Raw genomic sequence first — 14,796 nt, 5'->3', positions numbered from 1 at the left:
ACCTGGGCGCTGCTGCAACCATTGTAGTTGATGTTCCTTAAGATGTTTCGCGACGGAAGAAGACTGTGGTAAAAAAACGATAATGGTTTCAAAAACCTTTCCTCAGGTCATGCCTATCGGTTGTCCGGGGTACTAATAAACAGTAAAACAATTTAATCAATCACCATAAAATCAAATCTGTATGAAAAAACAACTCAAAACCAAACTATCCCTTAACAAGGAAACCGTGGCAAAGCTCAACGAAGAGCAGATGGAACTGATCGCTGGTGGCCAGGCTGCTGCTGACGGCTCTACCTTCGTGGTGGGCTTGAGTGCAGAAGCTGAAGCTGCCGATGGCGGAAGCTGCGGTAAAAAATCAATTATCGCCTCTAAAACCTGCCCATCAACCAGTACCTGCGATTGTCATTGCAGTTAATCAATCATTCATTATAAAACATCTTAACAATGAAAAAACAATTCAAAACCAAACTTTCCCTTAACAAAGAGACCGTTGCAAAGCTAAATGAAGAGCAAATGGAACTGATAGCTGGCGGCCAGGCTGCTGCCGAAGGATCAACTGTGGTCATCGGCTTCGAAGCTGAAGCTTCGGTAGCCGATGACGGTGGTAGCTGTGGTAAGCAATCGATCATTGCCTCAAAAACCTGTCCAGCAACCAGTACCTGTAAATGCAGCTGCTAAAAACAATTGATCAATTTATATACATAAACCTCAAAAACATGAAAAAACAATTAAAAACCAAACTTTCTCTTAACAAAGAAACGGTTGCAAAACTAAATGAAGAGCAAATGGAACTGGTAGCTGGCGGTCAGGCTGCAGCTGAGGGTTCAACAGTTGTGATCGGCTTAGGCTTTGCAGCAGAATCATCTGCTGTTGATGGCGATAGCTGTGGCAAACAATCTATTATTGCTTCTAAAACCTGTCCGGCGACCAGTACCTGCGAGTGTAGCTGTAAATAATCAATCACCAACCATAAAAAACATCATTACATGAAAAAGCAATTAAAAACCAAACTTTCTCTGAACAAAGAAACTGTTGCAAAATTGAACGAAGAACAAATGGAACTGGTAAACGGTGGTCAGGCTGCGGCCGATGGCTCTACAGTTGTAATTGATATCCCGATCCTTTCTGCTGCAGAAGCTGAAGGTGGAAGTTGCGGTCAGCAATCCATTATCGCTTCTAAAACCTGTCCGGCTACAAGTACATGTAAATGTAGCTGCTAAACCAATACACATTGCCGGTATTTACCGGCAATGTTTTAAACCGCAGCAAAACACAAGCATGCTGCTTAATACTAAAAGCCATGAAAACATATATCATATTCATACTCGTTTTTTTAAGTACAGCTGCCTTTGCCAGTCATGCGAAAGCAAAAAGCACTGTTGCAGACAGTGTAAGCTTAAAATTTACCGGTAAGGTAATCGATTCTGCTTCTAAAGAACCGCTCATTTATGCTCAAGTGGTAATTAACGACGGCCTTAAAATAATCGCACAGGTCCTTACCGATACTTTGGGCAGGTTTGAAGCGAAGATAAAACCAGGCACCTATCAGGTTAAAGTATTTTATATGGGTAATGAAAACCAGGCTTTCAACCTCGTGGCTACTGATAATCCGGCACATGCATTAAGTAAGGTTTTTAACGTAAAAATAAACACTGAACTGTTGAAAGAGGTTTCGGTCTTTGCCAGGCGAAAAGTGATTGAAAACACCGCCGAGAAGATTGTTTACCATGTAGACCGCGATCCGATGGCAAAAAATAGGTCACTTAGCGAGGTGATTAAAAAAGTTCCGTTGGTTACCGTCGATTTTAAAGGCGTTCCTTCTTTAAAAGGCAGTGAAAAAGTGCAGGTACAGGTTAACGGGCGCTCGGTTACCGATTATGCCATTCCGGTAGACCAAGCCCTTAAAATGATCCCAACGGCCAATGTAGAAAGCATAGAAGTAATTACCAATCCAGGCGCCAGCAACGATGGCGAGAGCCTGGCCGGTATCATCAACATCATCACCAAAAATACGCTTTCTTTGGGCGGAAATCTTACTGTGGGCGTAGAATCAACCATCGGTAAAAGTTATACCACCAAGCCTACCTTAAATTTTACTTATGGTGTAGGCAAGTTAAATTTTTCGCTCAACGGCAGTTATACCAATTTTAAAACGTTGGGCTTTAGCAACCAGCTTTACTCTGTGAATAATTTTTCACAAACACAACAGGGAAATTTAGGTTACGAAGGCAACCCGGTTTACTTAAACGGAGGACTGTTTTACGAAATCAGCAAGAACGAATCACTTAATGCAGGTTTTACAGCCTCTAATTCGCCCTATACTTTTAATCAGAACCTTCAAACCAATATCAATAATCAGGGGGCATTAAACGTATTTAATCGTTTTTCCAACAATTCAGTTAAAGCCAATAGCCTCTCGGCCAACCTTGATTATAAATTAAAGCTTAATAAACCTGGAAAAGAATTTAATGTAGGCGCTTTGTTCACCACAGGTAAACAAGATAACCTGAACAACAGCACCAATAACTACATATCTGGTAATGATACCCCTTTTTTAAGGGAATTAAGCATCAATAACAGCAATATCCGTACGCTTATCCTGCAATCTGATTATAAACTTCCTTTGGGTAAACATAAACTGCAGGCTGGTATCAAGATTACCAACAGGCATTTCGGTTCGCAGTATCAGAATGTGATGAGCAACCAGTTGAATGCAGCTCCGGCCCTAACCGACGAATATGCCTATGATCAGGGGATTTATGCCGCATTTGGGCAGTTCCAGTTGATGATGCCCAAAAAGTGGACCATGATAGGTGGTATGCGTTACGAAAGGACGCAGAACGATGCCAGGTTCATGTCGACTAATAGCAGCGTTAATCAGGGTTTTAACAGCTTTTTGCCTACTTATGTAATCGGCCGGAACCTTAAAAACGGAATGATCAGTCTTACTTACAGCTACAAGATCTCGAGGCCGGGTATTTCTTACCTTAACCCTTTCCAGAATTTTGTAAATGCCAATACAGTTTCGCAGGGCAATCCAGATCTACAGGCAGAACATAAAAATGGCCTAAGCCTTGCCTTTTCGCACAATGCCGGTAAAGTTTACCTTTATGTGGATGCGAGTGCCGATTTCTGGTCAGATTATATTCTACGCGTAAATCAACTTGTAAGCAATGTAAACCAGATTACCTATAAAAACATCGGCTCATACAGGCAGTTCGGCACCTCGGCAAATCTGAACCTGAGCATTACCAAAGCTTTGGGCCTCACCTTGGGCGGTACATTAAACCTCATCTCTACCAATGATGCGGCCTTTAATGCCACTTATAACGAAAAATTAAATTTTAATGCCAGTTTTATTGGTACTTACAATTTTAAAGGTGGTTACAACCTGCAGGCCGAATACTACCTGAACTCCAAAAATTATTTTTTCCAGAGCCGAACAGTACAGCCAAACACCTCATCAATAAGTCTTAACAAATCTTTTATGAAAGATCGGATAAACCTGAGTATTGGGGTGATCAATCCATTGAACAATAAGATCGAGTATGATATGCTGAACATCAATGGGGGCCTTACCAATCAGAATATCCAGAGCGTTTACGGCAGGGGATTAACCTTTGGTTTCAGCTACCAGTTTGGCAATGATAAAGTAAATAAAAAGAGCAAAACCAATATTAAAGATAACGATACTAAAGAAGGAAGCACTAACCCAATTGGATTTTAAACAACAGATTATGAAAAGGGACGCACTTAACGGACAATACCAGTTCTTACCCGACCTGATGCTCAGGTTTCCATCTTATCACAATGAGGGGCAGATCAATCAGGAACTAATCAGGGAGTTTATCAACGATGATTTCTTTATGGAGGCCCTATGGATCGCTTCTAAAGACCTGTACGAAGCAGTACTTCGTATCGATACCATTACCGACCTGAAAAAACTTGAAAAGATCGAGGTGGCCCTATCAAAATACATCAGCAGGACCAAGAACCGGGCAACACCTTTCGGGTTGTTTGCCGGATGCGCACCTGTAACCTGGGCCGCAGATACGAAGTTGGAGCTAGGAGCTATCCATAAGCACACCCGCTTGGATATGGGCGTACTCTGTACCATTTTCCGTTATGTACTTAAAAACGAACGCATCAAAAAATCGTTAAGGTTTAGCGTAAACAAAACCCTTTACGATATCGATGGGAATTACAGGATGGTTGATTACAAAACTTTCGGCTACCGGAAATATACGGTTTCATCGGTAAGCGGATCCGAATATTTAGCCGAGATTATCGCTTTCTGCCAAGTAGCAAAGCCATACCCTACTATCGCTGCATTTATTGCAGAAGCTTTTGAGGTAGAGGCCGAAGAAGCCAGCGCATTTCTGGACGAGCTGATTGATGGACAGGTTTTATGGAGCGACCTTGAACCAAGGGTAAGCGGCGCTGATTTTCTTGATCAGATTATCGAAAGTTTAGGTAATGTACTGGCCGTAGATACTGATAACGACGATGCCCTTAACTACCTTTTGGCCTTTAAAAAAATTAAGGCGATTTTGGCAGATACGGGGAGTGTTATTCAAAAAAAGGAAGAAATTTCGAACATATTGCACCAGCTGAACATCGAATTTAACAGCGAAAGCATGTTTCAAGTAGATCTTTATAAAGACGGCTCTGAACAAACACTCAGCAACCGCTATGCCGATAAACTGATAGAAGCCGTTCAGTTTTTGAACCAGCTTACACCAAAACATAATAACAAAGACCTGCAGGCATTTAAAAACCGCTTTGCAGATCGTTATGATGAGCAGGAGGTGCCATTGTTACAGGCATTAGACCCCGAATCGGGCTTAGGTTATGCAGCCAACACGCACCTGGCGGGCGAGGCACCATTGGTACACCGGATGGTGTTTTCATCGAGTACCACCAGTGAGATCAGGGAAACCCAATATACCGAATTTAGCAAATGGCTGATCGGCTATTTAACCAATAATCCTTCAAGCAAAGAAGTTAGCTTGGACCAGCAAAACCTGGGTAATCTCCATATCAATCCGAGCGATTTGCCCCCAAGTTTTTCTATTATTTTCAGGCTTAACGGTGGAGACGAGGACCAAATTTACCTGGAACACTGCGGCTGGCCAACCGGCGCTTGTATGATTGGCAGGTTTGGACATGGCGATCAAAAATTTGAGCAGATCTTAAGGGATATTAACACTGTAGAAAACGCTTATTACGAAGGTTCGGTAGTGGCCGAAGTGGCTCACCTGCCCGAAGACCGCCATGGCAACATTGCATCGAGGCCAAAATTCAGGGATTATCAAATCCCTGTACTGGCAGGAAGTGAATCGGGGGAAAGTGAGATCAGCCTTAGCGACCTGATGGTTTCGGTACGCAACGGACAGCTTTATTTAAGGAGCAAACGCCTGAACAAAGCAGTGATACCGCGCTTGAGCAATGCCCATAACTATGGCATGAACGCCTTGCCGGTATACCATTTCCTCGGCGATTTACAGGGTGCCGACCATAAATACTGGTTAGGTTTAAATCTCGAGATATTACCAAAGCTTGGCATTTTTAAGATCCCAAGGATTAAGTACAAAGAAGTGATTCTTTCATTGGCCTCCTGGTATCTGCAGGCAGAGGACATTAAAGAAATTTTGGCCGTAAACGCCCCCGATCACGATAAAAAAGTTAAGAAGTTCTTCGACAAATGGGAGCTGCCGAACACTTTCATCTTCGCCGACGAGGATAACGAACTCTTGGTACATCAGGAAAACCGGATAGAAGTGCTGGCATGGATTTCGGCCTGCAAAAAACGCAGTCAGATTGTACTAAAAGAATACCTGCCCATTAGCAACAATATATTGAAAGATGCAGATGCAAAAGCAGTTAATAACCAGTTCGTTGCCCTGTTAACCAGAAACGACGACAAAAAAAGACCAACCCCCGTGTTTAACCCAAGCCCCCAGAACGATAAAGAAGTGAAAAGGCAATATTTTCCTGGAGAAGAATGGCTTTACGCCAAAATTTACAGCGGTGTAAAAACTTCCGATCAGCTGATCGGCAACGAGTTGCTCGACCTGGCCAAACAACTTGCGAATGCCGGATTGATCGATCAGTGGTTCTTCATCAGGTACGCAGATCCAGAGCCACATTTAAGATTCAGGGTGCATGTAAGCGCTATTGAAGGCCTGGGAACGGTGATGCGACAAATCAATAAGGCTTTCGAAAAACTATCTGAAACCGGTTTGGTTTGGAAAATACAGTTCGATACCTACGAACGAGAGATTGAACGTTACAGCGCCGGTGGAATTGCCCTGAGCGAGCAGTTGTTCTGCCACGACAGCCTGGCCGTATCGAGCTTTTTATCGCGCCGGGATATGATAGAGAATTTTGAGCAGCTGCGTTGGCTGTGGGGTATCAGATCTATCGACAGCTTGTTGAACGATTTCGAGTTTTCGCTTGCCGATAAGCTCAAGGTAATGGAAATCCTCTCTGCATCTTTTCATCAGGAATTTAACTCGGATGCGCTGCTGATCAAACAGTTATCGCAGAAATACAGATTCAGCAAAGAATTGATCGCGAAACACCTCGATGCAGGTAACGATTTTTCGGGCTCCGATCTTTTGCAGTACCGCAGTTTCGAGATCATCCCTTTGGCGCAGACCATCAAAGCGAAAATAGCAGAAGGATCAATCAGTCAGGACCTGAACAGCCTATTAATCAGCTACATTCATATGAACATGAACCGCCTGTTCAAAACCAAACAGCGTGTACACGAACTGGTGGTGTACGATTTTCTTTTAATGTATTATAAATCAACCTTTCACCGTCAAAAAACTAAAATATGAGCACTTTAGAAGCAGAAAACACCATTAATACCCGTATTAAAGTGGTATTTGAGCAGATCAAGCATTTGCTCCACGATCAGGAGAACCAGGCTGATTTCATTGCCAACGGTAACCTGTTTAACGGCTATGCCGGGATCGTTTATTATTACTTCAGTCTGTTGAAAGCTTTCCCCGAAGGCGAAACCGACGCATACATTGCGCTCGAAAAGCTGATCGAATCGTACAACTCGCAGGAAAATATGGCCAGCAAATACATGACTTTCTGCAGTGGTTTATCTGGCTTTTATTTCCTGATCCAGAAACTGGTAGAGCAGGAATACCTTGATGAACTTTTCGTTGAGGAAGTACTGCCCATCAACGAACTTATTTTTGAAGATACGCAACGCTTGCTCAAAGAAGAAAATACTGATTTTCTGCATGGCGCGAGCGGACAGATGCTTTATCTTTTAAGCTGCAAAGGTGACCCTAGCCGCGAAAAGTACCTCGATATTCTTGTGGATGAGCTCCTGAAATTTGCCATAATTGACGAAAAAGGCCTGCGTTTCCCAAACAGTACCGTAAAAGAGTTCCAAAATACTGATAATACTAATTTGAGCCTTTCGCATGGCAATGCGGGCATCCTTTTGGTGCTGTTGAATATTTTCAATGGGGGCATTGCAAAGGAAAAACTGGAAAAAGTCATTAAACAGGGGCTGGATTACTTTATCCACTACTACCATCCACGTGCTGGAACTAACTTTTCAGCTTTCCCGCTCCTGGTTAACGAAGACCTGAGCAAGCAAGAGCTGCTTGATGGCGAGTTTTATGCCGAAAACTACAGTTGGTGCTATGGCGATCTTGCGGTAACCTGGCTGCTGTATCAAAGCAGTGCGGCTTTTGAAGAGGCACGCTACCGGGATCTTGCCGATGAGGTGGGCAAGGCAATGGCGCAAAGCCTGATCACGGTACCACAATCAGGTATTAAGATCAACTCACATTTCTGTCATGGTACCTCAGGCATTGCCCTCTTTTTAAACCGCCTTTACCATTTCTCGGGCCTTTCAGTTTACAATGAAGCCGCACAGGTCTGGTTGGAAAGCACTTTAGATCACTTGGAAAACGACCTTAACAAACCTGAGTTTATGAACAGAGCAAGTGCCTTTGGCCTATTGGAGGGCATAAGCGGGGCGATGTTTGTGCTGGCAGCTGCCGAACATGAAGATATTGCTGCAAACTGGACTGATATGTTTCTTTTATCTTAAATAAAAAGGTGATGAGTATTCAAAAAATTGGCTTGATGGATTTTGGTACAAGATCCAAAAAGATAGACAGCCTTTCGATCATCGAAAGTGTAATAGAAGATGCGGTACTGGCCGAGAAACTCGGTTTCCACCGCCTGTGGTATGGTGAACATTTTATCACTTCTGCCAACTCGCCATGGTTTAGCCCCGATATGCTACTGCCGCTTATTTGTGGAAATACGAATACCATACGTGTTGGCGTGGCGGGGGTACTGGTGGGCTACACCTCACCAGTTAGAACTGCTTCGAGCTATAAAATGCTCAATAATCTGTTCAATAACCGTATCGATCTGGGTTTTGCCAAAGGCACCCCAGGGGGAAATTTTTTACCTTTCTTTAGCCAGCCTAAAATTACCAGTCACGAAGAAGGTGTGCAGCACATCCAGAGCCAGATAGCGGCTATCAGCAGCCTGTTGAATAATGAGGACGAACATGTTAAAAATGGTGTTATCCTGGCTCCCTATAGAGGCTCCGTTCCTTCACTTTGGAACCTCGGCGGTTCGCCTCACAGTTATCAGGCCAGCTTGAACAACCAGCTCAACTGCTCCAGAACCCTTTTCCACAAAGGGGTAGACCTCGAACTGGGCCTTGATAACCTGAAAGCCTATCGTGAAGATTTTTATAATCAATATGGCCACCTGCCAGAGGTAAATATTGCCCTTGCAGGCTTTACCAGCCCAAATAAGAACAAACGCGAAGAGGTAATTTCACTTTCAGAAGCAGAATTCGACTTTGTAGAACCAAAAACGAGGCTGGTATGCGAGCCACAGGAGCTTTTCGACAAAATGAGTGCCTATGCCGAGCAATACGATGCTAATGAGGTGATATTTTTTGATATCGCCCGCGATCCTGACGACAGGAGGGAAAGCATGGCCTGGATGAGCGAAGTATTTGGCATGAAAAACAAACAACAGTTAGTGGCCTAATTAAAATCTACCTATGTTCAAACTCAAATACCGACCATCCATTCCCATATACCGTCAATTGGAAACAAAAGACTGCGGACCAACCTGTTTGCGTATGGTTTTACGTTACTATGGGAAAGCGTATACCTTAAATACCATCAGGCAGGCCTGCAGGGTTAACCGAGATGGCAGTACTTTTTTGGGGCTTAAGGTTGCCGCCGAAAAATTCGGGATGAACGCCATCTGTGTAAAACTGCTTTACGACGACCTGATCAACGAGGAGATCTGGCCAGCCATCATTCACTGGAAAGCCAACCATTTTGTGGTACTTAAAAAACTGACTATGGATGATGCGGTAATTATTGATCCAGCACAGGGAAAGGTAAAGATCAGCAGGGCTGAATTCCTGGAGCACTGGCATGCGGTAGAAGAGAGAGGTTACGCATTGATCTTAGAACCTGATGCCGATCTGGAACAGCTTAACCAGAAGGAGCAGGAGGTACAGACTAATATCAGTTTCTGGAAACTGCTTGGTTACCTTAAAAAGCATAGATCGCTCATTTTACAGCTATTGCTTGGTCTTGTTGCGAGTTCTATCTTAGAGCTGAGCCTGCCTTTCCTCAGCAAATTATTGATCGATAAAGGTATTAAACTCAAAGAAGTCAACCTCATCTACCTGGTGCTGCTGGGGCAGCTGGTGGTATTTGCATCCAAATCGTTCATCGAATTTGTAAGGTCGTGGATTTTGTTGTTCGTGAGTGTTAGGGTAAACCTTAATATTTTGGCCAGCTTTTTTATTAAGCTCCTCAACCTGCCACTTTCCTTTTTCGAAACCCGCAAGCAGGGGGATGTGATGCAACGTGTGAACGACCATACCCGTATAGAAAACTTTTTAACCAGCAATACGCTCACCACGGTGTTCTCCTGCTTTAACATCTGTGTACTGAGCATTATCCTTTTCCATTTCAGCAGCATTCTGTTCCTTATTTTTGCCGGGAGCAGTATTTTATATGTAGGTTGGGTATTCCTGTTCTTCAACAGGCGCAGGCAGATCGATCAAAAAAGGTTTGAGGTAAACTCATCGGTGCAGAGTAAAATTGTACAGCTTATTGAGGGCTTTCAGGACATTAAGATCAGCAATTCAGCCGATCAGAAAAGATGGGAGTGGGAATCGCTTATTGTGAAAGAATTTAAGGTGAGGGTTAAAGGGCTTACCTACAACCAGTACCAACAGGCCGGATCGCTGGTGATCACCGAAATGCGCAACATCGGGATTACTTTTGTCGCCGCTTTTATGACCCTTAAGGGAGAGATCAGCTTGGGAAGTTTGTTTGCGATACAATTTATTGTCGGACAGCTGATTGCACCTATCGAATCACTGATTTTCTTCCTGCAATCGTATCAGGACACCAAAATGAGCCTGGAGCGCCTTAACGAAATACATGAAATAGAAGACGAACAGCCCGGAACGGCACATCGTGTTGAAATAGATCATTTGATCGGCGATATTTCGGTTAAAGACCTGCAGTTTGCCTATCCTGGTTTCGAGAACAAAGCGGTTTTCAATAAACTGAGCTTGGTGATCCCAAAAGGGAAAATTACAGCCATTGTTGGCCTTAGTGGCAGCGGAAAAACCACGCTTTTGAAACTTTTGCTCAAATTATACGATCCCACTGGCGGTACAATTAGTATCGGTAACGAAAAACTCGATGACCTGGACGTAGGCCAATGGCGCGGCCTTTGTGGAACAGTCCTGCAGGACGGTTTCATTTTCTCTGACACTATTGTCAAAAATATTGCCCTTGGTTTTGATGAGGTGAACGAAGAACGCTTGCACAATGCCATAAAAATGGCCAATATTGGCGATTTTGTATATAATTTGCCAAAAGGGATCGAAACGGAAATCGGTATTGGTGCCAATGGCATCTCGCAGGGGCAGCGACAGCGCTTGTTGATTGCCCGTGCCGTTTATAAAAACCCTGAACTGTTACTGTTTGACGAAGCAACCAATGCCCTTGACTCCAACAATGAGCAGACCATTATGAACAACCTCCGCGATTTCTTCGACAACCGCACCGTGGTTATTGTGGCGCACAGGCTGAGCACCATCAAAAATGCCGATCAGATCTTTGTAATGGAATATGGCCGCATTTTGGAATCCGGAAACCACGAGAGCCTGATGAACAATAAAGGGCCTTATTTCAATTTAATCAATAACCAACTCGAAAAGATAAAATAATATGGAAATTCAAGATAAAATGAGCCCTGACATTAGGCACATCCTCAATAAAAAACCAAAAGGTATCGTACGTTTTGGCTCGGGCATTATGTTAGCAATAATCGTCGTTGCAATCCTCACTTATTTCTTTAAAGAAGATATTAAAGTATTAACCATTTTTAACTATTTCGGTTACAATAAATAATTAATTTAGAATCTTCAAAATTTAATATTATGCATAAATATATCGTTTACCTGATTATTGCATTTTTAAGTGCCTGCTCTTATGGCACATACAAAATGAACAAAGGCATACTTAATATCGCAACTAAAGCCAGTTACAACGTAACCTACAAAGTAGTGGCAAGCAGTAGTGCTACAGTAACTTTTACCGATGAAAGTGGGAACCAGAAAACTTTAGAAAATATTTCTGGTGAGTGGGAAAAAAGCATAGAAATGAAATCTGGACAAAAGGTTCAGTTTGCTGTCTATTCGAAAAATAAACAGCTGGCATCCGTTCTGGTAGATCAAAAACCTGTTTCTACTATAGAAAAAACTAATAAGACTGCACATTATAGCCTTAGTTTTGTATTGCCTTAATTCAGTTTAAATTATCAGTTTGATTAAGCAATCCAATTAACTAATAAACCCACCTTTTAATCCATATGCTTCTCCTTGATAATTTGCTTTCAAGAGTTGCACCGCCATTTTACTCCTTTGCCCGGTTTGGCAATAGCAGACCACTTTTTTGTTTTTAGGCAGAGAAGCAAGCGAATTTTTTAATTCATATAAGGAGATATTTATCCCGCCCAGATTGTTTTCTTGATGTTCATAATCTTCGCGTACGTCGATCAGTAAAACTTCATCCCGGTTAGCCAAAAGCCATTGATCTAAAGTGGTTTTGTCAATTTCCTGTATTGCCTTCGTTTCGGATTTAATTATTGCTGGTTGCTTTTCGGAAGCAATTTTAAATACGGATACCTTATTGGTCAGGGCATCAATAGTCATCAGTTTGCCTGATAACGTTTCGCCGATGCTGCAGATCAGTTTAATGGCTTCGTTGGCCATATACAAACCGATTATTCCAGGCAAAACCCCAATTACACCACTTTCTCCGCAATTCATGCTTTCGGCTGGCGGTGCCGGGTAAAGATCCCGGTAGTTTGCGCCACCCTGGTGATTGAATACGGCAACCTGTCCTTCAAAAGTCAGGATGGAGCCGAAAATCAGGGTTTTGCCTAAGTTGACACAAGTATCGTTTACGAGGTACCTCGTACTAAAATTATCAGAACAATCCATTACCAGATCATATTCCTGGCAAATTGGTATTGCATGTTCAGCAGTAAAACGCTCGTAATAAGCCGTGAAAGTTACGTGGGGATTGAGTAAAGCAAGTTTTGCACTGGCCACCTTTGCTTTTGGTTGGCCAATGTCGTTATGGTTATACAAAATCTGCCGGTGCAGGTTACTTAATTCTACTGTATCATCATCTGCAATACCTATTTTGCCCACGCCTGCTGCGGTAAGGTATTGTAGTACAGGGCAGCCCAGGCCACCGGCACCAATAATCAGCACTTTGGCCAATTTTAGTTTTTCCTGTCCCTCCAGGCCCAGTTCGGGCAAAATCATCTGGCGGTTGTAACGCCTTAATTCTGTTTTAGCTAACATGATTGATGAATTAAACTCCTGTCCCAGTCTTTCCAGATGGGTTCATAACCTTGTTTTCTGATCATGGCGGCAATTTCCTGCGCTGAACGTTCGTCGGATATTTCGAACTGTTCCAAAGATTGAGGCTCAACTTCGTAACCGCCCGGATTGGTTTTTGACCCGGCACTGATGGCCGTAATCCCCAGCTTAATAATATGGTTCCGGAAAGTTTCTGTTTCGCGGGTAGAGATAGACAGTTCCACTTCACTATTAAATAAACGGTAAGCACAGATGAGTTGTACCAGCTCCTTATCTTTCATCACCACTTTAGGTTCCAAACCACCACTAAATGGTCGCAATCTCGGAAAGGAGATACTGAATTTACTCTGCCAATACTGTTTTTCGAGGTAAGATAAATGTAGGGCCGTAAAAAATGAATCGGTTCTCCAGTCTTCCAGACCGATGAGTACGCCAAGCCCCATTTTATGGATACCGGCCTGCCCCAAACGGTCTGGAGTTTCCAGGCGGTACAAAAAGTTGGCTTTTTTGCCTTTTGGGTGGTGTTTGCGGTAATCGTCCTGATGATAGGTTTCCTGGTAAACGAGTACCGTATTTAAGCCATGTGGAATCAGTGTCTGATAGTCTTCCACATCCAAGGGTTGTACCTCCATCGCTATATGGGCAAAATGAGGACTGATCAGATCCAATACCTTTTTAAAATAATCAGTGTGTACCGTTTGGTTGGCCTCACCGGTTACCAGTAGTACATGATCGTAGCCCATACCTTTAATTACGGCCACTTCCTGCATAATTTCCATGGGGTTAAGGGTTCGGCGCCGCACTTTGTTATCGTAACTAAAGCCACAATAGGTACAGATATTGTTACACTCATTGGAAAGGTAAAGCGGAATATACATTTGGATGGTCCGGCCAAAGCGATCTAAGGTTAAACGCTGGCTGATCTGCGCCATATCTTCGAGATAGGGCAAAGCCGCCGGAGAGATCAATGCTTTAAAATCTTCCAGTGTCCGCTTATGGTTATTTAAGGCGTTTTCCACATCTGCCGCCGTTTTGTCGTAAATACTGGCTTTGGTATCGCCCCAATTGTAGGACTCAAATACTTCGTTAAAACTCATCTTCTAAAAATGCGGTTAATGGACTGCTTGCCACAGCATGATGTTGCTGGGTACCTAATTTAGATTCGAAGGCCATTCTGCCGGCTTCAACAGCCAGTTTAAATGCCGTCGCCATATCAGTCGGTTTTTTGGCAATGGCAATCGCGGTATTCACCAAAACGGCATCTGCCCCAATTTCCATCGCTTTTGCGGCATCAGAGGGTGCGCCTATGCCAGCATCCACAATTACCGGCACCCGACTCTGGCTAATAATGATCTCCAGAAAATCGATCGTTCTTAAGCCCTTATTACTACCAATGGGCGATCCCAATGGCATTACCGCTGCAGTTCCTGCATCTTCCAGCCGTTTGCATAAAACGGGATCGGCATGGATATACGGCAGTACTACAAAACCAAGTTTAACCAATTCTTCCGTCGCTTTTAACGTTTCGATCGGATCGGGCAAAAGATATTTGGGGTCTGGATGGATTTCCAGTTTGATCCAGTTGGTTTCTAAGGCTTCGCGTGCCAGTTGAGCGGCAAAAACGGCTTCTTTTGCATTACGCACACCAGAAGTATTGGGCAATAAATTAATGTGCGGGTATCTAAGGTGATGGAGGATATCATCATCTTTGCTTTTTAGATCTACACGTTTAAGAGCCACCGTAACCAGTTCGGAGCCCGAAGCAATTAGGGCGTTTTCCATCTCTTTTGCCGAACTGAATTTTCCGGTTCCGGTAAAAAGGCGTGAACTGAATGTTTGATCTGCTATGGTCAACATATCTG

Annotated in this window: 14 protein-coding genes; 11 read left to right on the top strand and 3 right to left on the bottom strand. The window is 43.3% G+C overall.

Annotation, left to right across the window (positions count from 1 at the left end; genetic code table 11):
• Positions 1-181: 181 nt before the first annotated feature.
• The 11 genes from ACK1I8_RS17790 (at position 182) to ACK1I8_RS17740 (ending at position 11,848) form a co-directional block, all read left to right on the top strand.
• Entirely contained in the window at positions 182-415 is a 234-nt protein-coding gene (locus ACK1I8_RS17790) for a class I lanthipeptide (RefSeq protein WP_412466633.1), read from the top strand.
• 29 nt (positions 416-444) lie between these two features.
• The gene (locus tag ACK1I8_RS17785; RefSeq protein ID WP_412466632.1) at positions 445-678 is read left to right on the top strand and encodes a class I lanthipeptide; all 234 of its coding nucleotides are present in this window, start codon (positions 445-447) and stop codon (positions 676-678) included.
• Positions 679-716: 38 nt separating this feature from the next.
• Positions 717-956 (top strand): class I lanthipeptide, encoded by a 240-nt coding sequence (locus tag ACK1I8_RS17780; protein WP_412466631.1) that lies wholly within the window; start codon positions 717-719, stop codon positions 954-956.
• 30 nt (positions 957-986) lie between these two features.
• Positions 987-1,220: a class I lanthipeptide gene (locus tag ACK1I8_RS17775; protein WP_412466630.1), complete on the top strand. Its 234-nt coding sequence runs from the start codon at positions 987-989 to the stop codon at positions 1,218-1,220.
• Between the two features lie 80 nt (positions 1,221-1,300).
• The gene (locus tag ACK1I8_RS17770) at positions 1,301-3,727 is read left to right on the top strand and encodes an outer membrane beta-barrel protein (RefSeq protein ID WP_412466629.1); all 2,427 of its coding nucleotides are present in this window, start codon (positions 1,301-1,303) and stop codon (positions 3,725-3,727) included.
• A 10-nt stretch (positions 3,728-3,737) separates the two neighbouring features.
• Positions 3,738-6,845 (top strand): lantibiotic dehydratase, encoded by a 3,108-nt coding sequence (locus tag ACK1I8_RS17765; protein WP_412466628.1) that lies wholly within the window; start codon positions 3,738-3,740, stop codon positions 6,843-6,845.
• Positions 6,842-8,086, top strand: a complete 1,245-nt coding sequence (locus ACK1I8_RS17760; RefSeq protein WP_412466627.1) for a lanthionine synthetase LanC family protein — start codon at positions 6,842-6,844, stop codon at positions 8,084-8,086. Before ACK1I8_RS17765 ends, ACK1I8_RS17760 begins: the two co-directional genes overlap by 4 nt.
• An 11-nt stretch (positions 8,087-8,097) precedes the next feature.
• On the top strand, positions 8,098-9,051 hold the full coding sequence (locus ACK1I8_RS17755; protein ID WP_412466626.1) for an LLM class flavin-dependent oxidoreductase: 954 nt from the start codon (positions 8,098-8,100) through the stop codon (positions 9,049-9,051).
• 13 nt (positions 9,052-9,064) lie between these two features.
• Positions 9,065-11,269, top strand: coding sequence for a peptidase domain-containing ABC transporter (locus tag ACK1I8_RS17750; protein ID WP_412466625.1), 2,205 nt, complete (start codon positions 9,065-9,067; stop codon positions 11,267-11,269).
• 1 nt (position 11,270) lies between these two features.
• On the top strand, positions 11,271-11,453 hold the full coding sequence (locus ACK1I8_RS17745) for a hypothetical protein (RefSeq protein ID WP_412466624.1): 183 nt from the start codon (positions 11,271-11,273) through the stop codon (positions 11,451-11,453).
• Between the two features lie 29 nt (positions 11,454-11,482).
• Complete coding sequence (locus ACK1I8_RS17740; protein ID WP_412466623.1) at positions 11,483-11,848, top strand: hypothetical protein; 366 nt, start codon at positions 11,483-11,485, stop codon at positions 11,846-11,848.
• 36 nt (positions 11,849-11,884) lie between these two features.
• Here ACK1I8_RS17740 and moeB read toward each other — a convergent pair whose 3' ends face one another.
• Genes moeB through ACK1I8_RS17725 form a run of 3 tightly spaced genes read right to left on the bottom strand, consistent with a single transcriptional unit; the run spans position 11,885 to position 14,791 of the window.
• Positions 11,885-12,916, bottom strand: a complete 1,032-nt coding sequence (gene moeB, locus ACK1I8_RS17735) for a molybdopterin-synthase adenylyltransferase MoeB (RefSeq protein ID WP_412466622.1) — start codon at positions 12,914-12,916, stop codon at positions 11,885-11,887.
• Entirely contained in the window at positions 12,910-14,031 is a 1,122-nt protein-coding gene (thiH, locus tag ACK1I8_RS17730; RefSeq protein ID WP_412466621.1) for a 2-iminoacetate synthase ThiH, read from the bottom strand. The genes moeB and thiH overlap by 7 nt, the downstream gene beginning before the upstream one ends.
• Complete coding sequence (locus ACK1I8_RS17725) at positions 14,021-14,791, bottom strand: thiazole synthase (protein ID WP_412466620.1); 771 nt, start codon at positions 14,789-14,791, stop codon at positions 14,021-14,023. Before ACK1I8_RS17725 ends, thiH begins: the two co-directional genes overlap by 11 nt.
• Positions 14,792-14,796 lie beyond the last annotated feature (5 nt).

This window comes from Pedobacter sp. KLB.chiD (assembly GCF_047040275.1).
Taxonomy (GTDB): domain Bacteria; phylum Bacteroidota; class Bacteroidia; order Sphingobacteriales; family Sphingobacteriaceae; genus Pedobacter.
Note: the sequence above shows the minus strand (reverse complement) of the source record. Positions and strands in the feature narration are given on the sequence as shown.